At 48.7% G+C, this 26,103-nt stretch carries 29 protein-coding genes, 1 tRNA gene and 2 rRNA genes; 19 read left to right on the top strand and 13 right to left on the bottom strand.

What is annotated here, in order from left to right; all coding sequences use genetic code 11:
* The 4 genes from C4S60_RS21985 to C4S60_RS22000 form a co-directional block, all read left to right on the top strand.
* A 23S ribosomal RNA gene (locus C4S60_RS21985) occupies window positions 1-127 on the top strand; the annotation flags it as partial.
* A gap of 165 nt (window positions 128-292) precedes the next feature.
* A 5S ribosomal RNA gene (rrf, locus tag C4S60_RS21990) occupies window positions 293-408 on the top strand.
* 57 nt (window positions 409-465) lie between these two features.
* Window positions 466-556: transfer RNA gene (locus C4S60_RS21995), tRNA-Ser, on the top strand.
* Between the two features lie 144 nt (window positions 557-700).
* Window positions 701-1,687 (top strand): phosphotransferase, encoded by a 987-nt coding sequence (locus tag C4S60_RS22000; protein WP_103882546.1) that lies wholly within the window; start codon window positions 701-703, stop codon window positions 1,685-1,687.
* Window positions 1,688-1,735: 48 nt separating this feature from the next.
* Here the strand turns inward: C4S60_RS22000 and C4S60_RS22005 are convergent, their stop codons facing one another.
* From C4S60_RS22005 to hemC, 4 genes are read right to left on the bottom strand one after another with little or no spacing between them, the layout of a single operon-like run.
* Window positions 1,736-2,917, bottom strand: coding sequence for a heme biosynthesis HemY N-terminal domain-containing protein (locus C4S60_RS22005; RefSeq protein WP_103882496.1), 1,182 nt, complete (start codon window positions 2,915-2,917; stop codon window positions 1,736-1,738).
* Window positions 2,917-4,101, bottom strand: coding sequence for a uroporphyrinogen-III C-methyltransferase (locus C4S60_RS22010; RefSeq protein WP_103882498.1), 1,185 nt, complete (start codon window positions 4,099-4,101; stop codon window positions 2,917-2,919). The genes C4S60_RS22005 and C4S60_RS22010 overlap by 1 nt, the downstream gene beginning before the upstream one ends.
* Window positions 4,085-4,843 carry a uroporphyrinogen-III synthase gene (locus C4S60_RS22015; RefSeq protein WP_103882500.1) on the bottom strand — a complete coding sequence of 253 codons (759 nt, stop codon included), beginning with the start codon at window positions 4,841-4,843 and terminating at the stop codon, window positions 4,085-4,087. Before C4S60_RS22015 ends, C4S60_RS22010 begins: the two co-directional genes overlap by 17 nt.
* A gap of 6 nt (window positions 4,844-4,849) precedes the next feature.
* Window positions 4,850-5,788 carry a hydroxymethylbilane synthase gene (hemC, locus tag C4S60_RS22020; RefSeq protein ID WP_103882502.1) on the bottom strand — a complete coding sequence of 313 codons (939 nt, stop codon included), beginning with the start codon at window positions 5,786-5,788 and terminating at the stop codon, window positions 4,850-4,852.
* A 345-nt stretch (window positions 5,789-6,133) separates the two neighbouring features.
* On the opposite strand from hemC, the gene C4S60_RS22025 reads away from it, so the two are divergent.
* Window positions 6,134-8,668 (top strand): class I adenylate cyclase, encoded by a 2,535-nt coding sequence (locus C4S60_RS22025; RefSeq protein WP_103882504.1) that lies wholly within the window; start codon window positions 6,134-6,136, stop codon window positions 8,666-8,668.
* Here C4S60_RS22025 and cyaY read toward each other — a convergent pair.
* Entirely contained in the window at window positions 8,665-8,979 is a 315-nt protein-coding gene (cyaY, locus tag C4S60_RS22030) for an iron donor protein CyaY (protein WP_103882505.1), read from the bottom strand. The two genes, C4S60_RS22025 and cyaY, sit on opposite strands and share 4 nt — an antisense overlap.
* Before the next feature lie 74 nt (window positions 8,980-9,053).
* Between cyaY and lptM the strand changes: the two genes are divergently transcribed.
* The 6 genes from lptM to yigB all read left to right on the top strand — a co-directional run bounded on the left by lptM (window position 9,054) and on the right by yigB (window position 13,759).
* The gene (lptM, locus tag C4S60_RS23990) at window positions 9,054-9,173 is read left to right on the top strand and encodes an LPS translocon maturation chaperone LptM (RefSeq protein WP_425275153.1); all 120 of its coding nucleotides are present in this window, start codon (window positions 9,054-9,056) and stop codon (window positions 9,171-9,173) included.
* Between the two features lie 35 nt (window positions 9,174-9,208).
* On the top strand, window positions 9,209-10,462 hold the full coding sequence (lysA, locus tag C4S60_RS22040; RefSeq protein ID WP_103882508.1) for a diaminopimelate decarboxylase: 1,254 nt from the start codon (window positions 9,209-9,211) through the stop codon (window positions 10,460-10,462).
* Window positions 10,463-10,472: 10 nt separating this feature from the next.
* Entirely contained in the window at window positions 10,473-11,303 is an 831-nt protein-coding gene (dapF, locus tag C4S60_RS22045; RefSeq protein ID WP_103882510.1) for a diaminopimelate epimerase, read from the top strand.
* Window positions 11,304-11,403: 100 nt separating this feature from the next.
* The gene (locus tag C4S60_RS22050; RefSeq protein WP_103882512.1) at window positions 11,404-12,120 is read left to right on the top strand and encodes a DUF484 family protein; all 717 of its coding nucleotides are present in this window, start codon (window positions 11,404-11,406) and stop codon (window positions 12,118-12,120) included.
* Window positions 12,098-13,039 carry a tyrosine recombinase XerC gene (gene xerC / locus C4S60_RS22055; protein ID WP_103882514.1) on the top strand — a complete coding sequence of 314 codons (942 nt, stop codon included), beginning with the start codon at window positions 12,098-12,100 and terminating at the stop codon, window positions 13,037-13,039. The genes C4S60_RS22050 and xerC overlap by 23 nt, the downstream gene beginning before the upstream one ends.
* Window positions 13,040-13,759 carry a 5-amino-6-(5-phospho-D-ribitylamino)uracil phosphatase YigB gene (gene yigB, locus C4S60_RS22060; protein WP_103882516.1) on the top strand — a complete coding sequence of 240 codons (720 nt, stop codon included), beginning with the start codon at window positions 13,040-13,042 and terminating at the stop codon, window positions 13,757-13,759.
* Window positions 13,760-13,769: 10 nt separating this feature from the next.
* Here the strand turns inward: yigB and C4S60_RS22065 are convergent, their stop codons facing one another.
* Complete coding sequence (locus C4S60_RS22065) at window positions 13,770-14,351, bottom strand: tRNA-uridine aminocarboxypropyltransferase (protein WP_103882517.1); 582 nt, start codon at window positions 14,349-14,351, stop codon at window positions 13,770-13,772.
* Window positions 14,352-14,354: 3 nt separating this feature from the next.
* The gene (locus C4S60_RS22070; protein ID WP_103882519.1) at window positions 14,355-15,383 is read right to left on the bottom strand and encodes a COG3650 family protein; all 1,029 of its coding nucleotides are present in this window, start codon (window positions 15,381-15,383) and stop codon (window positions 14,355-14,357) included.
* A 53-nt stretch (window positions 15,384-15,436) separates the two neighbouring features.
* Here C4S60_RS22070 and C4S60_RS22075 point away from each other — a divergent pair, with 53 nt between their 5' ends.
* The gene (locus C4S60_RS22075) at window positions 15,437-15,895 is read left to right on the top strand and encodes an EVE domain-containing protein (RefSeq protein WP_103882521.1); all 459 of its coding nucleotides are present in this window, start codon (window positions 15,437-15,439) and stop codon (window positions 15,893-15,895) included.
* A 73-nt stretch (window positions 15,896-15,968) separates the two neighbouring features.
* On the opposite strand, the gene C4S60_RS22080 is transcribed toward C4S60_RS22075, so the two are convergent.
* Window positions 15,969-16,790, bottom strand: coding sequence for a Cof-type HAD-IIB family hydrolase (locus tag C4S60_RS22080; protein ID WP_103882523.1), 822 nt, complete (start codon window positions 16,788-16,790; stop codon window positions 15,969-15,971).
* Window positions 16,791-16,938: 148 nt separating this feature from the next.
* Window positions 16,939-17,922 (bottom strand): alpha/beta fold hydrolase, encoded by a 984-nt coding sequence (locus tag C4S60_RS22085; RefSeq protein ID WP_103882525.1) that lies wholly within the window; start codon window positions 17,920-17,922, stop codon window positions 16,939-16,941.
* Between the two features lie 125 nt (window positions 17,923-18,047).
* Between C4S60_RS22085 and rhtB the strand changes: the two genes are divergently transcribed.
* Window positions 18,048-18,665: a homoserine/homoserine lactone efflux protein gene (gene rhtB / locus C4S60_RS22090; RefSeq protein WP_103882527.1), complete on the top strand. Its 618-nt coding sequence runs from the start codon at window positions 18,048-18,050 to the stop codon at window positions 18,663-18,665.
* A gap of 15 nt (window positions 18,666-18,680) precedes the next feature.
* Window positions 18,681-19,907, top strand: coding sequence for an EAL and HDOD domain-containing protein (locus C4S60_RS22095; RefSeq protein ID WP_103882529.1), 1,227 nt, complete (start codon window positions 18,681-18,683; stop codon window positions 19,905-19,907).
* Here C4S60_RS22095 and C4S60_RS22100 read toward each other — a convergent pair.
* A complete protein-coding gene (locus tag C4S60_RS22100) occupies window positions 19,904-20,920 on the bottom strand; it encodes an amidohydrolase family protein (RefSeq protein WP_103882531.1) in 1,017 nt (338 codons plus the stop codon). The two genes, C4S60_RS22095 and C4S60_RS22100, sit on opposite strands and share 4 nt — an antisense overlap.
* Window positions 20,921-20,990: 70 nt before the next feature.
* A complete protein-coding gene (locus C4S60_RS22105) occupies window positions 20,991-21,311 on the bottom strand; it encodes a DUF2500 domain-containing protein (RefSeq protein WP_103882533.1) in 321 nt (106 codons plus the stop codon).
* A 259-nt stretch (window positions 21,312-21,570) separates the two neighbouring features.
* Between C4S60_RS22105 and C4S60_RS22110 the strand changes: the two genes are divergently transcribed.
* The 4 genes from C4S60_RS22110 (at window position 21,571) to C4S60_RS22130 (ending at window position 24,433) form a co-directional block, all read left to right on the top strand.
* Complete coding sequence (locus tag C4S60_RS22110) at window positions 21,571-21,942, top strand: DUF4145 domain-containing protein (RefSeq protein WP_103882535.1); 372 nt, start codon at window positions 21,571-21,573, stop codon at window positions 21,940-21,942.
* Between the two features lie 887 nt (window positions 21,943-22,829).
* Window positions 22,830-23,450, top strand: a complete 621-nt coding sequence (locus C4S60_RS22120) for a lysoplasmalogenase family protein (protein ID WP_103882539.1) — start codon at window positions 22,830-22,832, stop codon at window positions 23,448-23,450.
* A 98-nt stretch (window positions 23,451-23,548) separates the two neighbouring features.
* Window positions 23,549-23,785 (top strand): YecH family metal-binding protein, encoded by a 237-nt coding sequence (locus tag C4S60_RS22125; RefSeq protein ID WP_103882540.1) that lies wholly within the window; start codon window positions 23,549-23,551, stop codon window positions 23,783-23,785.
* A 60-nt stretch (window positions 23,786-23,845) separates the two neighbouring features.
* Window positions 23,846-24,433, top strand: a complete 588-nt coding sequence (locus C4S60_RS22130; RefSeq protein ID WP_103882542.1) for a YhgN family NAAT transporter — start codon at window positions 23,846-23,848, stop codon at window positions 24,431-24,433.
* Window positions 24,434-24,477: 44 nt separating this feature from the next.
* Here the strand turns inward: C4S60_RS22130 and C4S60_RS22135 are convergent, their stop codons facing one another.
* Entirely contained in the window at window positions 24,478-24,774 is a 297-nt protein-coding gene (locus tag C4S60_RS22135) for a DUF1145 domain-containing protein (RefSeq protein ID WP_103882544.1), read from the bottom strand.
* Window positions 24,771-25,403, bottom strand: a complete 633-nt coding sequence (rsmD, locus tag C4S60_RS22140; RefSeq protein WP_103882548.1) for a 16S rRNA (guanine(966)-N(2))-methyltransferase RsmD — start codon at window positions 25,401-25,403, stop codon at window positions 24,771-24,773. The genes C4S60_RS22135 and rsmD overlap by 4 nt, the downstream gene beginning before the upstream one ends.
* A gap of 202 nt (window positions 25,404-25,605) precedes the next feature.
* Here rsmD and C4S60_RS22145 point away from each other — a divergent pair.
* Window positions 25,606-26,103 (top strand): signal recognition particle receptor subunit alpha (locus C4S60_RS22145; RefSeq protein ID WP_208623296.1); only part of this gene is annotated, 498 nt, incomplete at its 3' end.

A 26,103-nucleotide genomic window follows, 5' to 3' on the forward strand; every position in this document is an offset into this window, starting at 1 on the left:
ATGAGTCTTCCCTGATACTTTAAGTATCCTTAAGGGTTGTTCGAGACTAGAACGTTGATAGGCAGGGTGTGTAAGCGTTGTGAGGCGTTGAGCTAACCTGTACTAATTGCCCGTGAGGCTTAACCATACAACACCCAAAGGGTTTTGATGGACTCAAATAGAACATTGAATGTGTATGAGAACGCATTAACAGCTTTCCAGATTTAGGAATTGAATTTATCAACTACATCCATGTAGTTGACCCTTCGGGCCGCACTGAAGTGCGTTAAATTTTGTTCCAGACAAAATTTTGCTTGGCGACCATAGCGTTGTGGACCCACCTGATTCCATGCCGAACTCAGAAGTGAAACGCAATAGCGCCGATGGTAGTGTGGGGCTTCCCCATGTGAGAGTAGGACATCGCCAGGCTTTGAACAAAATCGAAATAGAGCAGTTTTGTAAGACTCTAGGACGATGACAAATTGTGGAGAGATGGCTGAGTGGTTGAAAGCACCGGTCTTGAAAACCGGCATACGTTAATAGCGTATCTAGGGTTCAAATCCCTATCTCTCCGCCACATTGAAAAGCCCGCTGAGAAATCAGCGGGCTTTTTCTATTTGGCTTTCTGTCACTATTTCTGCCTTGTACCGTTCAGGCCTTTCGTTTTCAGTCTAACTCTGTCAGAGTAATGGCTCACTTTTCATCCTTGGGGCGACATACCTTGAACCTTTTGGAATTCCATCTGACGCCAACCATTCAGCAGGCAATAGGCCCGACCAGCCGAGTGTTAGCTTGTGAAACTATTCAGGGGCTTTGGGGAGGATACGGGCAGTTGATGCGAATCAAAACTGATAATCCGTATCGCGTCAGTGTGATTATCAAGGCCATCGATCTGCCAGAAGTCCCCCCGGCAGATCACCCCAAAGGCTGGAGCAGTCAGCGTTCCCATCTAAGGAAACTTAAGTCCTATCAGGTTGAATTCGCATGGTATCAACAATACGTACCCCGGATGCCTCAGGGGTGGGTACCTCAGTGTATTGCTGCCAGTACTCATGAAGCTCATTACGAACTGGTGTTGGAAGATCTGAAGCTTGCCGGGTGCGACAGAGTGGTGAGCCCCCCGACGGCGATGGAAATCGAAACGGTGTTAACCTGGCTGGCGCGTTTCCATGCCTTCTGGTTGGGTGCGGATAGCGATGGTTTGTGGGAGCAAGGGACATACTGGCATTTGGCGACCAGACCGGATGAGTTGGCGGCTATGGCTTCAGGACCTTACAAAGACGTCGCTGAGGTGATAGATCATGTGTTGCGCTCAAATCGCTATCAAACCTTGGTTCATGGTGATGCTAAGCTGGCCAACTTCTGTTTCAATCATCAGGGAAGCGTCACGCGCGCTGTCGACTTTCAATACGTTGGCAGAGGTGTCGGCGTGAAAGATGTCGCTCTGTTTTTTGCCAGTGCTCTTGATTTTTCCGAACCAGACTTGTTTATTGATGACTACCTTGACCATTATTTCAGTCAACTTCAACACTTTCTTTCACAGTATCAGCCTCGAGTCGATAGTGTGAATGTCTGTACAGAGTGGCGTGCACTGTTTGGCTTAGCCTGGGCTGACTATCAGCGCTTCTTGCTTGGGTGGAGCCCGCAACATCCGCGGGTGAATGAGTTTACTATGGCTCTTTGTAATCAAGCGATTAGTAAACTATAACGACAAAAAAAGCTCCCGAAGGAGCTTTTTGATATGGAAGTTTTGACGCTATTTGCTTTCGATCAGTGTCAACGCTTTGCGAGAGACTTCGCCAGCAGCCTTGGTGAGGTTCTGCTTTTCTAACGTATCTGCCAGATAGGCATAGTCAGACACGTCAGGTCGCTGAGATAGCGCTCGTTCAAAGTGACGCTGCGCTTCAGGCCACTTCTCTGCACGGAAGTAAAACTGTGCCAACGCGCTTTGTGCGCCAGCATTGTCTGGCTGTTTCTTCACGACGTCTTCCAACAAGACAACTACAGGATGGGCATCGGCCAGGTTGAGTTCAGGCAGCAGGCTATAGAGTTCATCATTACCCTGCTTTTTGAGCGTCTCTTTAATGACAGTAAAGGCTTCGGCATCCGCCTTACGTGCAATAAGCTGTTTAGTGAAGCAGCCCACCAAATGAGTGCTTTGGCGAGTTCTGCGTTGCAGTTTATTCCAGTGAGCGATAAGACCCTCGCTGCCCTGCTGGCTTGCAATATCTTCGAGCAGACCACATTGTGCGTGCTGCTCCAACTCAGATTGCTCTTTAGCATCAATGAGCTTAGCTTTAAACAGTTTAGGCAACAGGTCGATAAGCGCCTGCCACTCACCCAGTTCTCGATATGTGGTCTTAAGCAGTTCCAGAACGCTGGTATTGCCAGGGTGTTCAGCTTTAAGCGTTTCCAGTGTACTGGCCGCCACTTCCCACTCTTGCTCACGTACAGCTTGTTTTGCCCGAGTCAGTTGAACCGCCAGTTCAGAATTCTCCTGTTGAGAGGCAAGTTCCAGGTAATGGTCTCGTTTGCCTTTGTCTCCCTGGCCCAAAGCCGCCTCGGAAGCAACCAGATAGCACAATAGCGGCATATCGTGATAATTCGCCCAGCGCGTCACTTTTTTCTCAGCACCTTTCAGGTCGCCTTCGAGGAGTTTGATGATACCCTCATTGGTATATCGACGAGAGCGGCGCATTTTACGAACACTAAAGTAGTTAAACGTCGTCACACTGGTGTAGAGGATCTTCTTGATGATGTATTCAAGCAGAAACAGAGCGGCGAGGGCTGCAATGATAAAGACTACTAACGTGGTCACGCTCATTTCGATGGTTTTGTCTGCAATGGAGATGAGCACGTAGCCTTGTTGGCCGGAGAACTGAGTCCCAACAAACAGACCCGCCCCCAGAACAACGAAGAGAAACAGTATACGTAACATTATTTCTCCTCCGTAATGATAGTGGTAACTTCACGTCTAAGACGATCGCGAATCACATCGGACAGTTGCGACTGAGCGTCCAGTTTCACCGGATAATTTACCTGAATGTTTTGCTGGCTCAGTTGCCCCAGAGCAGCGTTGAACTCTTTCACGCTGTTGTTATCCATATCAAAGAATGACTCTGACCATTTTTCTGCAGTATCCAGAGACACTTTGTAGATGTCGCCTTGCTCTTCGTATACCGCACGGATGGCCGTTTCAATTTTCGATTTGATGTTCTCTCTAAGATAAAAGTGCTGTTCTGGTGACAGTAATGGGATCACATTGCCGTCTCGAGTACGGAAAGTAATGAAGTTCTCAGAGAAGTCCTTAAGTGATGTCATCAGGTTTTGCTGCCAATCATAGATATCCCCAGAGACTTGCTGTTTTTCAACTGCTGGTGCGTCGGGCAGAATGGCATTGGCCAGAGGTAGTGCGTCTACTTGCTGCTGCAAAGAGGTCAGGCGCAGAACCAGTCCGTCACGGTCAATCAAAGGTACCGTTCTCAACTTAGTGATATCGTTGGCCATTGATTGGCGCAGTGCCACCAGACTCGGGTCATTGAGTGCGGCAATACGCTGGTCGGCGGTTTCCATCAGTCGTGTTGCACTGACGACATCGTGCTCGAGAAACAACTTTCTCCCGGCCAGTTTCACCAGGTAGTCCGCTTCGGCGAGAAGCCAGTCATTCGGGCGACGACCTTTAACGTCGGCGATGGCAAGTTGCAGGCTCTCAATGCTTTTCTGTTGTTGGCCCAGTACTACTTCTGCTTTATGAGTAACGGTCTTTGCCTGCTCAAGTGTGTCAGACTGTACTTGCTGCATTTCGCTGCTCAGTGAGCTTTGCGTTGCTTTAAGTTGCGCTTCCAGGCGAGCAATACGGGCTTCGTAATTTCCCGCCTGTTTTTGCATTTGATAGCTGATGCCGCCACCAAAAAGGACGGCGAGTACGATGGCAACGGTGGCGAGTTTGACACCTCGCTTACCGTGTTTTTCTTCTGACACCGGAGACGTTACTTGCACCGGTGTCGCCTCGTCTGGTGTCGCTTCCGTCTTAGTGTCTTGTTCTTGTGCTTCTGGGGCTAAAGCTTTAACGTCTTGTTTTTCTTCAGACTGAATTTGCTCGTCTTTATTTTTGTTCGTCATTGTTAAGTCCTGTTTCTAGACGCTGGAGAGCAGCAAATAGGGTAGAGTTCGATGCACCTTGGGTGTTTATTACGTTATGAAATCCCTGTGTCATCGCTAGAGTGGCTATTCGTTCACTGGGAACCAACAGCGTTCGTTGTCTTAACCAGGTTTGCTCAGATTCTGGTACTTGAGACAGCAAATATTCGAGTTGTTCACCGCTTGTGACCACGATTATGTCTAAGTGAGCGTGACGCCATGCAGCGATAGCATCGTCGTTCAGTGGTTGATAGCAGCGTCGATACACTTCAAGATACTCAACGTCAGCACCCAGCTTTGTCAACTGTTCATGAATCAGCTCACGACCTCCGTTTCCCCGGAGGATGATCACGTGCTTGTTGGCTACGTTAACCAATTCAGGTAGCGCCAGTAAATGTTCACTGTCACTTACTGCTGGATAGTTTACGTTCTGTTGCACCAGTTTGCTTAATTCATGTGCGGTTTTTTGACCAACTCCAAGATAAATGCAGGGCTTGGGTATGATCAGTTGCTGGTTGTCGACTTGTTGTCGGAGCCCTTTCACTGCATATTGGCTCACCGCAATGATAATGTCTGCGGGTAACAAGCGGTCATAGGTGAAGGGAGCTGGAAGGTTGTAATCGATATTGATCAACGGATGATGGAGGGCGTAGCCCCCCATTTGGCGAATGAGATTGCACAGCTCGGCACCTTGAGATTCAGGGCGTGTGACCAGTACTCTCATAGCGCATTACTCGTGGTCTTGGTAGAGTCTTTCTAAGATATCTTTAGCGCCATCGTTGAGCAGTTGGTGGGCCAGCGATACGCCCAGAGCTTCTGCTTCACTGCGATGACCACGAATTTCACCACGTACCATTACAGAACCGTCCGGCTCACCAACCAGCGCTCTCAACCAGATGTTGTCACCATCGATAAGTGAGTAGCTACCAATAGGTACCTGACAGCCCCCTTCAAGTGTCAGGTTCATCGCACGCTCGCAACGGACGCGATCTGCGGTTTCTGGGTGATTCAGGGGTTCAAGCAGTTTGATGAGTCGCTCGTCATCCAGGCGGCATTCAATGCCGACTGCGCCTTGGCCAACGGCTGGCAGAGACTCTTCTGGTTCAATGTAACTGCGAATACGTGACTCAAGTTCCAGGCGCTTGAGGCCAGCAGCAGCAAGAATGATCGCGTCGTAGTCGCCATTGTCCAATTTGCCCAAGCGCGTCCCGACGTTCCCACGTAATTCTTTGATCACCAGATCCGGGCGTTGTTCTTTGAGCTGACATTGTCGACGCAGGCTGCAGGTGCCCACAACGGCACCTCGTGGTAACTCACTGATACTGGCGTAGGTATTGGAGACAAAAGCATCGCGAGGGTCTTCACGTTCACAGATGGTGACCAACCCAAGTCCTTCCGGGAAATCCACGGGCACATCTTTCATGGAATGAACGGCGAGATCGGCACGACCCTCCAACATTGCGACTTCCAGTTCTTTAACAAACAGGCCCTTACCACCCACTTTGGCCAGCGGCGTATCCAGAATCACATCACCTTTAGTAACCATAGTGACCAACTCAACTTCCAGTCCGGGGTGAGCCGCGATAAGCGCATCTTTCACATAATGAGCCTGCCATAGGGCAAGTGGACTTTTTCGGGTAGCGATTCGGATTGGCTGAGTGTGCGTCATATCGTTCTCGTAAGCTTTTTGTGTTTTTGATCGTGGCACAATCCTAACATTGTCTCTGGGAAATGCTTAGCGATTTCCCGGCAGCAGCCTTGAGCGATAACTTGGCATGTCACATATATTGTTAATTGTGTGAGGTTAATCGCATTTGTTGTGGCGACTACTGTTAGAATTGTCCGCTATGATTTGTGAGGTAAATCTAAAACCTCATCGTGGTGTAGTGAGTGTTTGTAGTGCCGAGTATTGCTTTACCGCCTATAATAAAAGTGTTACATTGATCACGTTTTGAACCTTTGTTTGTTCAAAACCTATGCAAAATAGCAGTTAGATTGAACCTAGGAATAACCTTTGCAGGCTTACATTCATACTCTTATCCAAAGGCTAGATAACCTTAACCAGCAGCGGATTGATCGCGCGCTGGCGCTTATGGATCTGCAAGGCCAGCGAGTGTTCCAGCTCATTCCCGCCCTGTTTCACTTTAATCATCCAATCATTCCCGGCTACTTTGAAGCAGACAGCCCAAGCGGCTTATACGGTTTCGAGGCCAATGAATTACAACGCCAGTTTTTAGACGATATCGCGTTGGCGCTGGGGCAGCCTCTGCCTGAGCCGAAGCAATGTGATATTCTTGGTCTTTACACCATGGGCAGTACTTCTTCGATTGGCCAGAGTACTTCCAGTGATCTTGATATCTGGGTCTGTATCTCGCCGGATATGTCGACCGACTCTCGAGAGAAGTTGAGCAACAAATGTTTGCTGATCACCGACTGGGCGAAAGGGTTGGGGGTTGAAGCTAACTTCTTCCTGATGGATGAGCAACGTTTTCGCAGTAACATTTCTGAAGAGATGACTGGGGATAACTGTGGCTCTTCTCAACATCTGCTGCTTTTAGATGAATTCTATCGCTCTGCGGTGAGGTTAGGTGGCCAACGTCTGCTATGGCAAATTGTGCCGCCTGAAATGGAAGAGTGCTACGACGACTATGTTGAGCAGCTTTGCGGGAATGGCCACATCAATTGTGATGAGTGGATTGATTTTGGTCGTCTGAATCGCATACCGGCAGAAGAATACTTTGGTTCAAGCCTATGGCAACTCTACAAGAGTATTGACTCTCCGTATAAATCGGTGCTGAAAGCGATCCTGTTGGAAGCCTATTCCTGGGAATATCCGCACACTCAGTTATTGAGTATTGATACCAAGCGTCGCTTCTTTGCACACGAGCCTGATCTGTATGGGATGGACGCGTACTATCTCATGTTAGAGAAAGTGACCCGTTACCTGGAGCGAATTGGTGACACGACACGCCTGGATCTCGTGCGTCGTTGTTTCTATCTGAAAACACACGAGAAGCTGTCTCGTGAGCCGGGTATTGGCTCTATGCCATGGCGCCGCGAAGCGCTGAGTGAGATGACCGCCAGTTGGCAATGGTCATCAGAAACCCTGCAAGAGCTCGATAGTCGACGCCATTGGAAAGTCGAGCAGGTAATGGTGGTCCACAATTCCCTGCTAGACGCATTGATGCTGAGCTACCGAAACCTGATTCAGTTTGCTCGTCGTAATGACATTACTTCAGCCATCAGTCCTCAGGACATCAGTATTCTGGCTCGCAAACTGTATGCGGCTTTTGAGGTGTTACCGGGCAAAGTCACTTTACTTAACCCTCAGATTTCACCGGACTTGCATGAGCCGGACTTGACCTTCATTGAAGTGAAAGAAGGCAAGAGCTACAAGGCGGGTTGGTATTTGTATAAGCAGCCGCTGATCCCACATCGTATTCTTGGTCAGCCTGCTCTGGAGCACAACGAGTATTTGAGCAAATTGGTGGCCTGGGCTTTCTTTAATGGCCTGATCACCGAATCGACTCATCTTAACTCTGTCGTGCGTGATGCTCACATCGATATCGATAAGTTCTATCAGATGGTGAGTGACCTGCGTAATACTTTCTCGTTACGCAAACGCCGACCAAGTATGCAGGCACTGGGCAGCCCATGTGAAATCAGCCAGTTGGCCATGTTCATTAACTTCGAAAATGACCCGACGTCAGAGTTGTCTGGTAAAGCGTCGAAAGTCGACCTGAAGAATGTCGATATTCTGAGTTTTGGTGGGCACAGTCAGAGCCTGATAGGATCGGTCGACTTGGTGTACCGTAACTCATGGCATGAGGTTCGTACTCTTCACTTTGAAGGAGAGACGGCCATGCTTGATGCGCTGAAAACCATACTCGGCAAGATGCACCAGGATGCCCTCCCACCAGAGTCGGTAGATGTATTCTGCTATAGCAAGAACTTGCGCGGTGTATTGAGAAACACCGTGTATCAGTTGCTGGCAGAATGCATTGAATTGCGCCTGAAGCCGGTTGATCAGGAAAAACGTCGTCGCTTCAAAGCCATCAAGGTGGCGGGGCAGATGTATGGTCTGTTCTTTGAGCGTCGCGGCGTCTCGGTGCAGAAACTGGAAAATTCCGTCGATTTCTATCGCAGCATTTCGACGAATAAGTTGCAGGGGTCTCCCCTGTTGATGTTGGATCGTGAAGAAGAGTTCCAGTTGCCTCAAGTGGTGGATGGCTTTGCCAGTGAAGGGTTAATTCAGTTTTTCTTCGAGGATACCGACAACGGTTTTAACATCTTTGTGCTCGATGAGTCTAATCAGGTTGAGGTCTATCACCAGATGCGTGGCAGCAAAGACGAAATGATTGCCAGTGTGAACAGTTTCTATACCTCCAATGTTAATCCAGACAGTGAAGTGACATCGAAACTGATCAACTTCAACTTGCCGCAGTATTATCAGCTTATTCACCCTGAAGAGGGAGAACCTTACATCATTCCTTATCGCAATGATGGCGGCTCTCCAAACTCGCGAACAGCGAAAGCGGTCAACGTTTAAACCCAGTCGATCGCTTCCCCTGCGTGTTTCTCGCATTCCGCTTTGACCATTGTCATCAGTTCAACCTGAGTCTTAGAGCAGGTCCAAACACCATCAATCAGCTTGAAGTGAAAACCGCCTGATTTAGAGGCAAGCCAGATTTCATGCATTGGCTCCTGACGGTTAATGATAATTTGGCTGCGGTCTTCAAACTCAAGCGTCATTACGTTACCTGACACTTCGTAATCAATATCGGCTCCCGAATCGTCGATGGCTTCTTCGATGTTTTGCAGCTGTTCATCGACTAATTGGTGAAATTCCGTGTCGTTCATTTTGTAATCCTATTGCTTTTCTAATTCGTGGTGCGATTATAGGGGGCATTGATTCAATAATCACGATATGCAAAATGAAAAAGATGATTACGGCATTTTTTATGCTCGTCATTATCGGACTCGCAGGGTGTGGTCAGACTGGGCCATTATACTTGCCAGCCGATGATGCGCAGAACAACGAGCAGTCACAGTAATTTCGCCATCGATACAGTGTAAAGGGATACAAAACTTGGATTATTTCAACTATCAGGACGATGGCCAGCTTTGGGCCGAGAATACGTCACTTACTCAACTTGCCGAGCAGCACGGCACGCCTCTTTATGTGTATTCCCGAGCGACGCTGGAGCGTCACTGGAATGCATTTGATAAGTCCGTGGGTGATCATCCACATCTGGTTTGTTATGCCGTGAAAGCCAACTCTAATATTGGTGTGCTGAATACGTTGGCACGTCTGGGTTCAGGTTTTGACATTGTTTCTGGTGGTGAACTGGAACGTGTCGTGGCTGCTGGTGGTGATCCAAGCAAAGTGGTGTTTTCCGGAGTGGGTAAAACTGCTCAGGAGATGCGTCGTGCTCTGGAGTTGGGCATCAAGTGCTTTAACGTCGAATCGGAGCCTGAACTGGAACGTTTAAATCAGGTCGCTGGTGAGCTGGGCGTGGTGGCACCAATCTCTTTACGTATTAACCCTGATGTAGACGCTAACACCCATCCTTATATTTCGACTGGTCTGCGAGACAACAAATTTGGTATCGCCTTTGACCGTGCCCCTGCGGTGTATAAGTTTGCCCAAAGTCTGCCTCATCTGGCTGTGCATGGCATTGACTGTCATATCGGTTCTCAGCTGACGGACATTGAACCATTCATTGATGCGACTGACCGCTTACTCGCGCTGATTGACCAGTTGCGTGCGGATGGGGTGGATATCCGCCATCTCGATGTGGGTGGTGGCCTTGGAGTGGTGTATCGTGATGAACTGCCGCCTCAGCCTTCCGATTACGCTAAGGCGTTGTTGGCAAGACTGGATAACCATCCGGAACTGGAACTGATTTTCGAACCTGGCCGCGCCATTGCGGCAAACGCAGGCGTCCTGTTAACCAGAGTGGAATTCCTGAAGCACACGGAGCATAAGAACTTCGCGATTGTCGATGCGGCAATGAACGATCTGATGCGTCCGGCGCTCTATCAGGCATGGCAGGACATCATTCCAGTGTCTCCGCGCGAGGGAGAAGCCGTAACTTACGATTTGGTTGGGCCTATCTGTGAAACCGGCGACTTCATCGGTAAAGATCGAGCCTTGGTGCTTGAGCAGGGTGACCTGTTGGCGGTGCGCTCTGCCGGGGCGTATGGCTTTGTGATGTCTTCAAATTACAATACTCGTCCGCGAGTAGCAGAAGTCATTGTTGATGGCGATAAAGCTCATGTGGTGCGTCAGCGCGAATCGCTGGCCAGCCTTTGGGAATTAGAGAGCATTTTGCCGGAGTAACAAAACCACTATGCATTTCCACTTTTCTAAAATGCACGGCTTGGGCAACGACTTCATGGTCGTTGACTGCATTACCCAGAACGTCTTTTTTTCACCAGAGCTCATTCGTCGACTGTCAGACAGACACTCTGGAGTCGGCTTTGACCAGCTGCTGATTGTTGAAGCGCCTTATGATCCTGAGACCGACTTCCATTATCGCATTTTCAATGCCGATGGCAGCGAAGTGGAACAGTGTGGTAACGGAGCTCGTTGTTTTGCCCGTTTCGTGCAGATGAAAGGGTTAACCAATAAGTACAGCATCAGCGTCAGTACCAAGAAGGGCAAAATGGTCCTGAAACTGGAAGAGAACGACCTGGTCACCGTAAACATGGGACAGCCAGAGTTTGAACCGGGTAAAATTCCTTTCAAAGCGAAGCAGAAGGAAAAAACTTACATCCTGCGTGCCGGGGATCATACGTTGTTCTGTGGTGCAGTCAGTATGGGGAATCCTCATGTCGTGACTGTGGTCGACAATACCGAAACCGCAGATGTCGAAACGCTAGGTCCATTGCTGGAATCTCATGAACGTTTCCCTGAACGGGTCAACGCGGGATTTATGCAGCTGATCAGTCGCAACGAAGTGAATCTGCGCGTGTATGAGCGCGGTGCTGGTGAAACTCAGGCTTGTGGCAGTGGCGCATGTGGCGCGGTAGCGGTCGGCATCGTTCAGGGTATTCTGGACAGCAATGTCACGGTACACCTGCCAGGTGGCGATCTGAAGATCAGTTGGCAAGGTGAAGGACATCCACTGTATATGACTGGTGCGGCGGCACACGTATTTGATGGGCAGATTTCGTGTTAGGCCATGCACCTTAAGGTGACTTGGGTATATACTAATGGCGGACTCTCTGTTGAGGTCCGCCATTTTTTATCCAATTTGACAGGGAATAAAGGGAAACATTTTGTCTGAGTTTGAAGCGAATCACCTGACAGCCGAGGTGGTAGCACAGTATCTTTCCGATCATCCAGATTTTTTTAAGGGTAGAGAGTCGTTAGTAGAATCCCTTTCCCTGCCTCATCATCAGCAAGGAGCTGTCTCACTGGTTGGCATTCAACTGCAGCGACAGCGTGACAGAATAGAAGCGCTCGAAGAAGAGATCACCGCACTGATGTCACTCGCGGCGAGAAATGACAAAACCTTCTACGAATTTATGTCACTACAAGAAAACCTGCTGAAATGTCGGGATTTGCAGGGTGTGTTTGCAGCCATTACTCAAACGGCAAAAGGCTTGGGTTTGAGAGGGTATCTGAAGCTGCTCGATCATGAAAAAAACGCTGATCCGTTGTCGATGGAAAGCTGGCAACGATTTACCACCAATCATTTAAATGGCAAAGACGCTTATCTGGGGCGATTACGCCAGGCTGACCGTACTATGCTGTTTACTGAGCAACAGATCGCTGAGGGCCAGGTGCCAGAGCTCGGATCGTACGTGGTATTGCCACTGAAGCGCCAATTTGCGCAAGGCTTGCTGATTTTCTCCAGTGAAGACGGAGGTCACTTTCAGCCAGACATGGATACATTATTCTTACGACACTTAGCTTTGCTAGTCTCCTATATGTGTGACAGCTTAGACTGGCAAGCTCAAGAGGAAGACGATGTCAGACCCAGCACTGCCTAGTAGCCTTAAGAAGCCATTAGAGCGTTTTTATGAGTATTTGCGTAGCGAGAAAGGTCTGAGTCTGCATACTCAGCGTAACTACCGTCAGCAACTCGAAACCATGGGCCTGCATCTGAGTGAAATGGGCGTCAGAGCCTGGACCGATGTTGATGCGGGCTGGGTAAGGCAGTTAGCCAGCAAAGGTATGCGTGAAGGCATGAAAGCGAGCAGCATTGCGACTCGTCTGTCGTCCCTGCGCAGCTTTTTTGATTTCCTGATATTGCGTGGTGAACTCAGCGCGAACCCGGCGAAAGGGGTGAGTGCCCCTCGTAAGCAGCGTCCACTCCCCAAAAACCTCGATGTGGATGAAGTATCACAACTACTTGAGGTGGATGAGGACGATCCGCTGGCGGTTCGGGATAGGGCGATGATGGAGCTGATGTACGGTGCCGGATTGCGTCTGGCGGAAATGGTAAGCATCAACGTCAAGCACCTTAATCTGTCGAGCGGCGAGATCCGCGTGATTGGTAAGGGGAATAAAGAGCGTAAAGTACCGTTTTCCGGGTATGCGGCAGAATGGGCCCAAAAGTGGTTGAAGATTAGAGGACAAATGGCCAAGCCAGATGAGCCGGCTCTATTCGTGTCAAAGCTGGGAACCCGCATTTCGCACCGTAGTGTCCAAAAACGCATGGCAGAATGGGGGCAGAAGCAGTCGCTGGCCAGCCATGTCAGTCCACACAAACTGCGTCACTCGTTTGCGACACATATGCTTGAGTCCAGCAATAACCTCAGAGCGGTTCAGGAGCTTTTAGGGCATGAGAACATCTCGACAACGCAGATATACACGCACCTCGATTTCCAACATTTAGCGCAGGCATATGATCAGGCGCATCCACGTGCCCATAAAAGTGGCACACCCAAAAACAAAGAGGATTCGTGAATGCGATTCTACCGTAGCCTGCCAAGCATCAAAGCGATGACCTTCGATCTTGATGATACACTGTATGACAACATGCCTGTGATTCGTCGCGTTGAGCAACAAGCGGCGAGTTGGTTGTATCAGCAGCACCCTATCAGTCAGCGTTGGGATAAGGCGCAGTGGCACGCGTTCAAATTGCAGCTGGTCGAGGCTAATCCAGCATTAAGACACGATGTGACGGAATGGCGATTTCAGCAGATCAAGCAGGGTCTGGAGCATTTGGGTTATGATGATCCAAAAGCTACACAAGCGGCACAGACATTGATAAGCCATGTGCTGGAGTGGCGCAGCGACTTCGATGTTCCACATGAAACACATCAGGTACTGGCGGAGTTGAGTGCCCAAGTGCCACTGGTCGCCATCACCAATGGCAATGTGGATGTGGATAGAATCGCCCTGGGGCGTTACTTTTCTCTGGTGTTAAAAGCAGGCCCCGATGGCCGCGCTAAGCCGTATCCGGACATGTTTGATAAGGCTGCGCAGTATCTGGAGATACCGCGGCAAATGATTCTTCACGTTGGGGACCATGTTGTGACGGATGTGGCTGGCGCCAAGCGCAATGGCTTCAGTGCCTGCTGGTTTAATGACAGCCCCGGCAGCGCACGCTGGTCACCGCGTTTAACATCGCTGCCAGACATGGAAATTCACCATATCGAGCAGCTGCTGGCACTAGAGTTGTAAAGTACCTGCATTATCGGTGCAGAGCGTGCCCGCTGCGCTCTGCCTGAAAGCGCTGCAAATAGTCGTTAAAGAACGTCAGCATGGCGTTGGCTTCGTCTTCATCCCCCAATTCTCTCACCAACTGAGCACACACTTCGAAAGTGCACAGGTTGCCGCCCTGTTGATTTCTGCGCAGCTGATACTGGGATGCCTGCGCCGACTCAATATGAACCTGCGGCAGGCTTTGCAGCCAGGTACTGCGATTGAGCATCTTTTTCGCTTCCTGCCACGTTGCATCCAACACTATGAAGTGACTTTTGCCCGGATGTTGCGCTTGCCAGTCAGCGATAGAGACACTGTTTTCGGAAGGAAACAGCAAAACAGGCGGATACAGATTGCTCTCCCCGGTGCAGCGGGGACAGGGCTGCTTTCTCTGCCACTCGGTGATTTCAGCTTGAGCGAGCATTTTAGCAATCAACTTACCGGTATTGGTGGCACGACCCAGTTCATTGGGGTGGGTCAGTAAAGTCAGGTAAAGATCGGAGGCGATCGTCGGGATCGCCTCGCAGTAGCAGTTGTGGGTGAATCCGCAGTGGGTACAGGTCTGAGTCATGGCTTAATAGCTTTTGTACAGCACCAGGCCGCCGTTAGCGATAGGGTAAAGAATGTCGCCAACTTTTTCCTGAGTAGCGGTCAGAGCACTGTCCTCCAGAGTGAAGATTCTCTGTGATACCAGGTACTGTTGCTGGTGGCGAGTCATGATGACCTGAACCTGTTTGTCATTAAGTTGCTGCCAGAACCCCCGCTCTTCGGTCGCTGGGGAGTTATCCGGATACTCATAGCGAGTGATAGCAGTATGGTCCGGCAGCAGCGTCATTGAAACGGTAAATCCGGTGGTTTCGGTCGACTGAGCTTGGTAGTGACCAGACCAATTGAGCGTGCTGTCACGGTTCGACAGTGTGGCGCAACCCTGCCAGTCCTGCTCGTTCATCGTCAGTGCTGCGGTCCAGCCATAGAGGGTGTCGCTCATGGTATCGCTGCACAGCTTCTGATTCATCTGCAGTTTGGCGTTGTCAAACAGGTAATGGCGGGCGGTTTGGGTGATCTGGCGCTCATCAAGCTGCAGCGTCTGTCGATCTTGTCCGAGAACAGCAAAACTGGCTTGCTCAGCATGTTCAAATTTCAAAGACCAGAAGGGTTCATTTCCCAACACCTGAGTCGAACGCAGTGGTTGATCGCAACGTTTCGGATTCTCTGCGGTCAGCATGTTGACTTGTTGTACCACGAAGCGTCCGGTGTAATCAGAATCAAATCCACGATGACTCGGTGGCTCCAGATAGCCAATGACTTCCGCATAGATAGGTTGATAAGGAGTACGAGTGAGCTTTTCCGCTTGCTCACGCACGTTTTGCGGCAGATCGAGCCAGAACTGATGCTGGCTGCCACAAGGCTGAATAGTACGAGACTCGTGGCCGATGACTGCCTGACCCCTTAGAACATAGCTTTGTGGGGTGATGGTGTCTGGTCGCGACAGGTCTGCGCTGATAATCTGACTCTCACTGGGGGCATCAGTACTGTTGAAAGACGAGCACGCTTGAAGCAATATGAGGGGTGCTAATGCGAGCGGTAAACGCGACAATTTCATGAGTTCTTCCTTAGTCAGTCAAAGTTACTAGGATCACAGCTATAGGGACCATTATGGCATATTGGTTATTTAAAACAGAGCCAGACGAATTTTCAATTGATACATTAGGTGTCAAAGGCACTTCTTGTTGGGAAGGCGTTCGTAATTATCAAGCACGCAATATGATTCGCGATGATATGAAGGTAGGCGACTCGGTGTTGATCTACCATTCATCCTGCAAACAGATCGGTGTGGCGGGTATTGCCAGAATCACTCGAGAGGCTTATGTGGATCACTTTCAGTTTCAAGTTGACAGTGACTATTACGACCCCAAATCAGATCCGGACAACCCACGTTGGCTAATGGTAGACATTGAATTTGTGGAAAAGTTTAAACGCGTGCTGCCGTTAAGTGTACTCAAGACGATGCCAGAGCTTGAGGCGATGCCTTTAGTGAAGCGAGGCAATCGTTTATCGGTGATGCCAGTCTCGGAATCAGAGTGGCAAGCGATTCTTAGTCGGGTGGTCAGATAACAAAACTCCCATGCCCGTCGCTAGGATATGCGAGACTAAAGCCGGGCATGAGAGGTTTTGAATGGAGTGCAGCTTATAACAGATGCTGCTTGAGGAACTCGGCGACGGCATCATCTGCATTGCTGCCAATCACCTCGTTGTGAGGTAAGGCTTTTTTCACTTTTTCGTGGGCATTGTTCATGACAAAGCCATGAGCTGCCATGGTCAGCATTTCGACATCGTTCATACCATCACCAAAAGCCACACAGTGCTCCAGCCCCAGTCCCAACTTTTCTGCTACGGCTTTCAGGGCGTCTCCCTTAGAAACCTCTTTTGCCATGACTTCCAGACACCATGGCGTTGAGAATGCAATGTTGAGTGAGTCGCCAAATTTGGCGCGCAATGCATCTTCAAATTCAACCAGATGGTCATGGTCTTGCTTTGGATGGGTAATGAAGATCTTGGCGATGCCGTTTTCTGGTGCCTGCTCTGCATCAAATAATTGGTAGCTAAAGCCCGTTTCCTTGTGGAACTGACGCAGATAATCGTCTTCCTGATTGAGTAGCCAGTTATCATCCTGATACATGTGCACAAACAGGTCGCTGTCGGTATTGAGTACATCGACGATTGGCTGAACCAAGGTCTCAGGAATGTTCTGGCTATACAATAACTGATCTTCTAGGTCGTGCACGCGGGCACCATTGGAGGTGATCATGTAGGCCGGGATGCCCACGGACTCTCTGATACTAGCCACGTCAACATGATGTCGACCTGTCGCAAAAATGAACGTGTATCCCTTGGCGTGCAAATCCTTTAGTGTCTGTTTTGAATTATCACTCAACTGGTGGTTCGGGGCTAAGAGTGTCCCGTCTAAATCAGAAGCAACAATGTTGATGGAATCACGGCTAAGGGTCATAGTTCTCTCTTTGTAGTTCGAGGGTAAGGTCAGTTTTGAATCTTTTTGCATGGCGCTATTGTAAGGGATATTAAACCAGAAAAAGAGGGTAAATGGGTTACAGATTTATTTCCTCATTTACCCTAACTGTTAGCCAATGTTACTGACCTCAGGTACAGAAAAATCGCCGGATGGCGTCTAGCGCCTGATTTCGATATTCATCTTTTTCAAACAGCACTTCATGCTTCGCACCGTCGATTGTCACCATTTGGGCATCTGGGTTGGTCCGGGTCAGTTTATTGATGAACTTTCGCTGGTCATGATTGCAGACAATCTGATCATCACCAGCCTGAACCACTAGCAGCGGGATTTTTACCTGCCGTGTTTGCTGAATACACTGTTTCGCGGCCATTAACCCTTGCCAGACCCAGCGTGTGCTCGGGCCGCCAATTTTCAGTTCTGGCATACGTTCATAAAGATCGCGAAACCAGTGGTAACGGACTTTGCTCTGAGACAGCGGGTTGATGTCAAAAGGTTTCGCAACATAGCCCTGATAGCCTGGGGCGTAAGTTGGGGATGAGTGCAGTGCAGTCATGACTTGCGCTACTAACATGGCAAAGGGTTTCAGATACCAGGGGACATACACGCCGTACATGGGTGCACTTAACGCAATACGGTCAAAGTTATGGTTGGGGCGAGTCTGAATATAACGCGTTGCAATATTGCCTCCCATGGAGTGTGCGAGCAGATGGCGTTGCTCATAGTGCGCCAGATCGAAGTCATTCAGGAGCAGCTGCATGTCATCCAGATAGTCTTCAAAGTCATCGACGTGGCCCATTTCTGGATTGGGTGCCAGATGGGTCGACAAACCCTGACCACGATGGTCGAAGGAGTAGATGTCGTAGCCCTGCTGAAAAAAGTCGTAAAACAATTCCTGATACTTCCAGGCAGACTCGATACGCCCATTGACGACCACGAGCGCTTTACGATGCTCAGGATGAGTCAGTTTGCACCAAAACAGCTGTGTTCCATCTTTGGCTTTTTGTGTGCCTTCCTGTCTGCGTTCCCATAATTGCGCAATCTGTGCGTTTATTGCTTGCTCAAATTGCGGCTCTTGAGTATAAGTGACATCGGTAGCGTGAAATGTGCTCATAAATTAGCCTATCTGGTGATTTATGTGTAATATGCTGTTTTTTAGATAAATTTGAGTCGAATTTCAAGGTGTTGACCCGTACCCTGACTATTAGGATACGAGTAAATTGGTAGTAAGGAAATACAATGGACCATCATGTTTGGTTAGCGTACGTCGTGACGGCGATTGTTTTTAGTCTGGCTCCGGGGTCGGGCACCGTGAATTCCATAAGCAATGGTATCAGCTATGGGACACGCAAGTCTCTGGCGGCCATCGCGGGCCTGCAGATTGGCCTCGCTATTCATATCGTTCTGGTGGGTGCTGGGATCGGGGCGCTGGTGGCAAAGTCGGCACTCGCTTTTAGCGTGATCAAATGGGTGGGGGTGGTGTACCTCATCTGGCTTGGGATTCAAAAATGGCGTGATACCTCCTCGGTGGCAGCCAGTACCGAGAGCGATAATCGCAGTGCCTGGAACCTGATGCGAAGTGCGGTTCTTATCAATCTGACTAACCCCAAGTCCATTGTGTTTTTGGTGGCTCTTTTTCCCCAGTTCATTGATCCTGCGGGTGATCAGGTGACACAACTTGCCGTGTTGGGCGTTACGACAGTCGTTATCGATGCGATGGTGATGCTGGGATATACCTCCCTGGCTTCGCAAATGGGACGGTTTATTCGCTCTGATCGTATGATGGCGAAAATCAACAAGGTGTTTGGTTCTATGTTTGTCGGTTGTGGTGCGCTGCTAGCGGCTGCGAAGTCCTAACAGATTGGTTTAAATATGTACGCTACCTACGTTGCCCGACAGCCTATCTTCAATGCTCGCCGTCATACGCTTGGCTATGAGTTACTGTTTCGTGATGGCGAGAAAAATGCCTTTCCGGCTCATATTGAGGCCAATCGGGCGACTTACCGTCTTATTGCCGAGAATTTTCTTTCGATTGGAGTGAATCCGTCGCTCGATGCGTCTCGCTGCTTTATCAACTTTCCTCATCAAAGTCTGATCCGTCGATTACCGATGATTCTGCCAAAACAGAATGTGGTCATCGAGATTCTGGAAACCTGTGATCCCAACGAGGAGCTGTATCAGGCAGTAAAAGAGCTTCATCAGGCGGGTTATATGATAGCACTCGATGATTTTGTATACACCGATGCCTGGGAGCGTTTTCTGCCCTTTGTCCATATCGTTAAGCTGGATATTATGGCGATGGGTGTGGAGCGGGCCTGCCAGTTTGTACGTCAACAGAAAGAAAAGGGCAGTCCGCGTCATTACCTGGCCGAACGGGTGGAGAGCGAGCAGGAATTTTTGCTGACCAAGCAAGCGGGCTTTCAGTTTTTTCAGGGTTTTTTCTTTAGTAAGCCGATCATGGAAAAGCAGGTCTATATCAGTTCAGAACAACTGGTGGCGATGGAGCTGTTTCAGCAAGTCTGTCAACCTGATGTGGATTTCGATCGGGTAGAGCACATCGTCGCGAAAGATGTCACCTTGTCGTATAAGTTGCTGCAGTTCGTCAATACCATGAGTCCTCGACTCAAGTCGGAAATTTCCTCTTTTCGTCAGGCGCTCATTTATTTAGGACAGGATAAGCTCAAGCTGTTTGTTTCTCTGACGGTGGCTTCGTTTATTTCCAGCAATAAACCGAAGGCGCTGTATGAGTTGTCTTTGCAACGCGCGCATTTCTGCCGCCTGATGACCAAACACCCGCCTTTCAAGAGACATCAGGATCAGGCTTTTATGATCGGCCTGTTCTCTATCCTGGATGCGCTGATGGATCTTTCCTTGGATAAACTCATTACCCAATTGCCTCTGTGCGATGAAGTAAAAGGGGCACTGTTGGAGCGCGAAGGGCCTTATGGGCGCCTATTGTCGCTCGGGGAGTGTTTTGAAACCGCGGACTGGCACGGTGTTGAGCAGCACAGAACACAGCTTGGTTTGTCTCAGAGCGCGGTATTTTCTGCATTGGCGGATGCACAGCGTTGGAGCCAGAAAGTCCAGGCGATGAGTTAACGTTTTGATTTGTCCGGTAAGACATCCAGCATATTCTGATAAGCCATTCGGTTGGCTATCGACTTAGGTAGTGCGTTCAGCACCGGATGCCAGGTGTTCAGCGCGGTATTCTGGTAGCCAAACCTTCCCACCACATCGCTGCCAATCATAAAGCGGTCAGGGTAGGCTTCAATTAATCCTAACCAGCGTGTATCCAGTTGCCCTTCGGGCATCATGACATCAATCAGTGTCCACGAGGCCAGGATATACAGGTTATCGTGCTCACTGAGCAAATCGGAAACGGTCTGAAACAAGAACTTCATTTTGACAGTACGTGTCAGGGTCGACGTTGTCCCAGCGTGTGCCCAGAGAAAGCGGGTGTCCGGGTTGTCCACAAGTGCTTGCTCCAACTCTTGCAGATAAAGCGGGTTGTCTTCTCGCTGTGAGGTAATATTGGTGTGCAACAGTACCGGCAAATCATATTGCCCGGCAAGCCGATACACTTTCTGCAGTGCAGGGTGATTGGCTCGGGGTTTTTCATTGGCAGTGAGGGCGGTTAAATGGTCATGACGAGTGATGACTTCACCGATCCCCTGCCAGAAGTCCGGACGGTAGCGCAGCTCTCGTTCGATATGCTCCGCCGCATTCATATCCGTAGTGTTAAATCCGCTGATAAAGGGATGCAGTCTGGCCTGACTCAAAGAGGGCAGCGCCTCTATCTGGCGTGCAATGAGTTCATCGGTATGGGAGTAGTAATAGACCGGACTATCGTCTCCATATACAAAACGTGGGGCTTTCGGAGCCGAAACGTCCCACTTTTTGATGACGGGCAGACCCATCACATAAGCGTGGTCGATATTCAGTTCATCCATGTTTTGGATGAGTGCTTGTGCACCTTCTGAGCGCTGGAAATAGTCAACCAGATGGACTTCGGCATCGTTGACCTTTCCCTGATAGGCGGCGCTGCATCCTGAAGAAACCAGAGCAATCACCATGGTGCACCAGCCTAGACGACTTCTCGATCTTCCCTTCATGATTCCCCTCCTCATCGACCCAATAGAACTAAGCTACCATGTCTTATATCAGCGGTAAATTGTGAAAAAATTAGCGATTTAGTGCAAAGTGAAGGAACTTGTCCCCCTGATAGGTCAAGATGCCTTTGTCGCCGGGGGATAGATGATGGTAATAGTGGGCACCGATCTGAAACTCTCGTTTCGGGCCAAAGGCTCCTTTCTGGATATAAACCCAATACTCGTCTTCCTGTGTTGGGTCCTCGGTAACCACTACCTGTTTGTCCAAGATGGTCACGGACGCTTTTCGCTCAGGAGCGTTGACACCAAGAGTGTGCTTTTTTTGTACATAAACAAAAAGATAGCCCGCCAGAGCAATCAAAATCACGACAGCGATAATCAGTGAAACAGGCATGTAAACCTCATATATCCAAATGTGCTGGAATTAAGATCGCACAAAACTGGCCAAAAATAATCTGGTAGCGTGGGCTATCCACCGGATTTTGGGCTCATATCACACAAAAAAACGCGGACTTACGGTTAAATCTTTACTTGAATTTACCTAACAATTGTCGAATTCTTAATACAGATAGTTAACAATGGAGTGAAGAAATTCTTGAGACGGTAGCCAGCGCGCCTTTTTCACCTTTTCGCTGGTTATGGGAGGGATGCATATGTCTGACATTGAAAGTGTCGTGCTACGTACGAGACGCATAGAGAAGTTACTGCGGCAGCAATATCATGCTGATGGCAAGGGGCTACACCAGCTCGTGACAAGCTGTGAGGAGCGCTTACCTCATGATGTCATCAGTAAGCTCAGATACATTGCGACGATCCGTAATAAAGTGGTACATGAAGAAGATTTTGAGTTGGATGATATGTCCGGCTTTATGAGAACGTGTGACGAGTGTGAACAAGAGCTAACACCAAGAAGCAGTCGGTTCATCTGGCGTACCGCACTCTGGTTGATGGCCTTAATCACATTATTAGCAATGGGGTTTTATTACATCCATTGGGAAAAAGTCATGCATATTCTTTCAAAGTAACCGTACGCATTAATAATGTAAAAGGGACGCTGTTAGCGTCCCTTTTTTTGTGCTCGAGTATCGAACTAGTACAGAATCGGCAGTGTCATTAAACCAACCACAACGGCGATCATCACTAGACCCTGCTTCTGAGAAGATGAAATCATAACACTGCTCCTTATCTAATTTCTTATCTTGAATACAGAATAGCACTGGTTTCTTAGTTTTTACAAGTATATTTTTGCTTAGCTCTTATTTTTTACAGTTTTCTTTCGTTGATGTGATGGTTTTTAACTAATAAAACAGTGTATTTCAATCGCTTTAAAACTGCCCTATGGCCATTTTTGTGCGATAACTTAAAGTAACTCATTGAAATTTATGGGTTATATATTAGTTTAAAACTTAATCTAAATTTATAATGCTTTTATATGGCTTTGATCAGTCATGTAAGTTCTATGTCAGGTTTAGCTCTTTTGTTGGGCTTTTTTGGGGTGGAAATCTCACTCAGTAAGAGAGATGAGTACATTCTTGCTATTGATAGAGAGCATAAATTGATTTTTTATGAAACGCGCCCTACTGGAAAATGAATTGGAATTAGCGGCAAGTTGTATTTAACTAACTAAAATAAAAAGGAATTTAATTTATTTCTGTGATGCTGATTCAGAGGTGATGATCTAGGAGATGAAGGTTAGGTGATAGAAATGGGACATAAAGGTCGCCACCTCAGGGCAAACGTTTGCTTTTGTTTTTTAATCAGTTCGGTGCGTGATGGGCGATTTGACATAAAACTCCGAGCTGTCAACGGCAGTGTTTTTTAATTTAAAGCAAGTCCAACTTTTTGCCCTAACTACTGGACACATTGAGTCAGCCTCATACACTGTGCTGGATTTAAAGAACTAGGTGTATTTATGTGGAGTTGGCTGGCGATAGCTTTGTCGTGCTTGCTGTTTATATTTGCTGTCGAAAAAGGCGATAGAAACCGAAGTGTGTTGTTCAGTGCACTGACCCATGTGCTGCTTATGGCCATGTTGCTCTCTGATGGGCTTGGCGACTCTTATCAGTTGTGGCTATTAGTTGGTCTCAGCCTGTTTTTATTGAGTGATATAGCAAACCAGTTTTCTCACGTGTTAAAACTGAGCTTTGCGGGTTATTTGATGGCGCAGTTTGCCTACAGTTGGGCCATGTGGGGTCAGGTGAACAGCCAGTTTGTTTTATGGCTGCCTGCGTTACTGTTGTGTATTGCGATCGTGACGTTTTTTCTGCTGTTACCACGACTTGATTCGTTTTTGGTACCCGTTACCATCATGGGCATTTCCTTGGTCCATCTGGTGTGTGCCGCTGGAGAAGCCTGGCTGGTCCAGGAGGGTTTGTCCGCAGCGCAGGGTTTTCTAGGGGCTCTGTGTCTGGCGCTTTCTGCCATGCTACTGGCTCTGGATAAATACCGTTTTCACTCCCGCCGGGCAAGGTACGCCATTTCTGGCAGCTACTATCTGGCACATGGATTGATTGTCGCCTCCGCATTGGGGTGAATCCTGCCTCCAGAATTGAATGAGAGTTGAGTTAGATCATGCCATTGAAGTGGCAGTGTGCGATAGTAGGCCGTCATCCATAATGCGAGGTTTTACTCATGACAACATCGATTCACGCTCACAAAGTGCTTAATCTGCTGCGCGAGCAGTCTATGACTCGTGAGCAACTGGAACAAAAAGTCATTGAGCTGTTTGGTGACGATGCACAGTTCCGCACCTGTAGCCGTGAAGGTTTTAATCTTGATTCACTGTTGGCTTTCTTTATTGAAAAACAGAAAATACTTGAAAATCAGGGTGTTTGGGAACTGAACGTCGAGCGAATCTGTTCTCACTAACCGAGAATGATGAAGCCTGCTATACTTCACGCCAAGTTCATCGTAAGCAGGCTGTAATCAATGGATATACTTTCGGCGGCAACCATGCTGTTCCTCATCATGGACCCGCTTGGCAACCTACCTATTATTCTCTCCATCCTTAAACACATAGATCCCAAACGCCGACGAAAAATCTTAGTGCGCGAGCTGTGTTTTGCCCTCGTTATTCTGATGCTGTTTCTTTTTGCGGGTAAAAGCATACTCAGCTTCCTGCATGTCGAACCGGAAACACTCAGTATTTCTGGAGGGATAATCCTGTTTATCATTGCGATTCGCATGATTTTTCCTCAGGCAGGCAGCGTGACTGGCCTGGCGGCTGGTGATGAGCCGTTCATTGTACCGATGGCGATTCCGATGATTGCCGGGCCTTCGGTGATAGCATCGATTCTGCTGTTGTCGACGCAAAATCCCGACAGCCTTGGCGACTTGTCTATTGCGGTGTTTATCGCCTGGGGAGCGACATTCTTCATCCTGATGTTCTACAATTTCTTCCACCGATTGCTGGGAGAGCGGGGGCTGAAGGCCGTGGAGCGCCTGATGGGGCTGTTGCTGGTTATGATCTCAACACAGATGTTCCTCAATGGTATTAAGGGCTATCTGTTAACCTAGGAGAGGTTATAAAAAAAGCCGCTAACCGCGGCTTTTTTTGGGTGTTATTTGTCTTCAGGCTCGTCAGCGACCGGACCCATCATGTGTTTCTGTCGGATATCGAGCAGAGCAAAAATACCAAAGGCGAGTATTGAGTATTTTTCCCACGTTGTGAGTTTAAGCTTGTCACCAAACGCGCCAAGGAAAATGGCCATTTGTACCCCATGCATCAGGAACAGGAAAGCGGTCATGATGTACAGTGCGATGGCTCCCTTTCCAGGAAAGGGGTGAAAGATATTTAAAATCAGTACAAACCAAACAAATCCAAACGCAATTTTTGCCAGCATTAACAGTGCTTTCATTGTGATTCCCTTTCAAATAGACGATAACTAACCTGACCTGCAGTTTTTTCTTTTAACAGATCCCAATGCTCAGGAATCGTATCGAGTTGCAGCTCTTTTTCTGTTTCTATATAGATTAACGCATTGTCTGCCAACCAACCATTCTGTTCGAGCAGTAAGATCACCTCGGGAAGCAGTCCCTGACGAAACGGCGGGTCGATAAACACCACATCGTGAGGCTGACCTGGCTTGCTCAGGTAGCTGAGGGCATCGCCATGGTGAGCAAGGATATTGTCGGCTTTCACTAAGGCGATGTTGCTGACGATCTGTTGGTAAGCCGGTGTGTTGAGCTCAATCATAGTGACCTGCTCAGCCTGTCTGGATGCAGCTTCGAACCCTAAGCCGCCAGAGCCGGCAAACAGATCCAGAACTTTGGCTCGTGGAATGTCCTGCGCCAACCAGTTGAATACGGTCTCTTTGACGCGATCCGTGGTCGGGCGAAGGCCTTCGGCATCATGAACGGGTAGCTTACGGCCACGCCAGAGCCCACTGATGATACGCACGCTGCCTAATTGTTGAGGCTTGCTTGCGCGTGAGCCCGCGTTCCTCGACGGTTTTTGTGATGGAGTTTGCTTGCGACGTCTAACCATAGATTTTTTGACCGCCAATAAAGTGTTACTATAACTGGCTCACTAAAGAGCTTAAATTGTTGAGTGACGAAGTGTACCAATCTATGAGCAAAGTTTTCACTGCTTTGTCACAAAATTTTCGCGCTGTCTGCCGACAGAAGGCGGACAACGGGCACAAACTCATGTAAGACATTTGAAAAGACAGTATTCAGGATAGTTTCAGATGACAGAAAAGAAAAAACGCGGATTACTCTCGTGGCTTGGCTTCGGTGACGAAGAGCAAACAGAGCAAAAGCAACCCCATACCCCGGTCGAGGAAGAATCCGAGCAGCAACAAGAGTCTGGTGAAGCGGAAGAGGCGCTTGTTGCTTCTGAACGTGAGCAATCAGAGCTAGAAGAGGTTGCCGCCGCAGCATCTGAGATTGACACTGATAAAGCAGAAGCAGAAGCAGAAGCAGAAGCAGAAGCAGAAGCAGAAGCAGAAGCAGAAGCAGAAGCAGAAGCAGAAGCAAAAGCAGTCATTGCTACCCCTCGGGTTCAGGAACAGGAAAAGCCTACAGAAAGCTTCTTCGCGCGTCTCAAGCGTAGCCTGAGTCGCACAAAAGCCAATATTGGTGCTGGTTTCTTTGGTTTGTTCAAAGGTAAAGAGATCGATGACGAGCTATTTGAGGAACTGGAAGAACAGTTGCTTATTGCTGACGTGGGCATGAACACCACGGTA

The organism is Vibrio hangzhouensis (assembly GCF_900107935.1).
GTDB classification, from domain to species: Bacteria; Pseudomonadota; Gammaproteobacteria; order Enterobacterales; family Vibrionaceae; genus Vibrio; species Vibrio hangzhouensis.

Bases quoted from the DNA above. Each gene is read 5' to 3' on its own strand.
- C4S60_RS22095 (WP_103882529.1), top strand. From the start codon at position 18,681: ATGTACGCTACCTACGTTGCCCGACAGCCTATCTTCAATGCTCGCCGT.
- C4S60_RS22070 (WP_103882519.1), bottom strand. From the start codon at position 15,383: ATGAAATTGTCGCGTTTACCGCTCGCATTAGCACCCCTCATATTGCTT.
- C4S60_RS22005 (WP_103882496.1), bottom strand. From the start codon at position 2,917: ATGTTACGTATACTGTTTCTCTTCGTTGTTCTGGGGGCGGGTCTGTTT.
- cyaY (WP_103882505.1), bottom strand. From the start codon at position 8,979: ATGAACGACACGGAATTTCACCAATTAGTCGATGAACAGCTGCAAAAC.
- rhtB (WP_103882527.1), top strand. From the start codon at position 18,048: ATGGACCATCATGTTTGGTTAGCGTACGTCGTGACGGCGATTGTTTTT.
- xerC (WP_103882514.1), top strand. From the start codon at position 12,098: ATGTCAGACCCAGCACTGCCTAGTAGCCTTAAGAAGCCATTAGAGCGT.
- C4S60_RS22130 (WP_103882542.1), top strand. From the start codon at position 23,846: ATGGATATACTTTCGGCGGCAACCATGCTGTTCCTCATCATGGACCCG.
- rsmD (WP_103882548.1), bottom strand. From the start codon at position 25,403: ATGGTTAGACGTCGCAAGCAAACTCCATCACAAAAACCGTCGAGGAAC.
- C4S60_RS22105 (WP_103882533.1), bottom strand. From the start codon at position 21,311: ATGCCTGTTTCACTGATTATCGCTGTCGTGATTTTGATTGCTCTGGCG.
- C4S60_RS22110 (WP_103882535.1), top strand. From the start codon at position 21,571: ATGTCTGACATTGAAAGTGTCGTGCTACGTACGAGACGCATAGAGAAG.
- C4S60_RS22120 (WP_103882539.1), top strand. From the start codon at position 22,830: ATGTGGAGTTGGCTGGCGATAGCTTTGTCGTGCTTGCTGTTTATATTT.
- lptM (WP_425275153.1), top strand. From the start codon at position 9,054: ATGAAAAAGATGATTACGGCATTTTTTATGCTCGTCATTATCGGACTC.
- C4S60_RS22135 (WP_103882544.1), bottom strand. From the start codon at position 24,774: ATGAAAGCACTGTTAATGCTGGCAAAAATTGCGTTTGGATTTGTTTGG.
- C4S60_RS22015 (WP_103882500.1), bottom strand. From the start codon at position 4,843: ATGAGAGTACTGGTCACACGCCCTGAATCTCAAGGTGCCGAGCTGTGC.
- C4S60_RS22100 (WP_103882531.1), bottom strand. From the start codon at position 20,920: ATGAAGGGAAGATCGAGAAGTCGTCTAGGCTGGTGCACCATGGTGATT.
- C4S60_RS22010 (WP_103882498.1), bottom strand. From the start codon at position 4,101: ATGACGAACAAAAATAAAGACGAGCAAATTCAGTCTGAAGAAAAACAA.
- C4S60_RS22065 (WP_103882517.1), bottom strand. From the start codon at position 14,351: ATGACTCAGACCTGTACCCACTGCGGATTCACCCACAACTGCTACTGC.
- C4S60_RS22125 (WP_103882540.1), top strand. From the start codon at position 23,549: ATGACAACATCGATTCACGCTCACAAAGTGCTTAATCTGCTGCGCGAG.
- C4S60_RS22075 (WP_103882521.1), top strand. From the start codon at position 15,437: ATGGCATATTGGTTATTTAAAACAGAGCCAGACGAATTTTCAATTGAT.
- hemC (WP_103882502.1), bottom strand. From the start codon at position 5,788: ATGACGCACACTCAGCCAATCCGAATCGCTACCCGAAAAAGTCCACTT.
- yigB (WP_103882516.1), top strand. From the start codon at position 13,040: ATGCGATTCTACCGTAGCCTGCCAAGCATCAAAGCGATGACCTTCGAT.
- C4S60_RS22080 (WP_103882523.1), bottom strand. From the start codon at position 16,790: ATGACCCTTAGCCGTGATTCCATCAACATTGTTGCTTCTGATTTAGAC.
- dapF (WP_103882510.1), top strand. From the start codon at position 10,473: ATGCATTTCCACTTTTCTAAAATGCACGGCTTGGGCAACGACTTCATG.
- C4S60_RS22085 (WP_103882525.1), bottom strand. From the start codon at position 17,922: ATGAGCACATTTCACGCTACCGATGTCACTTATACTCAAGAGCCGCAA.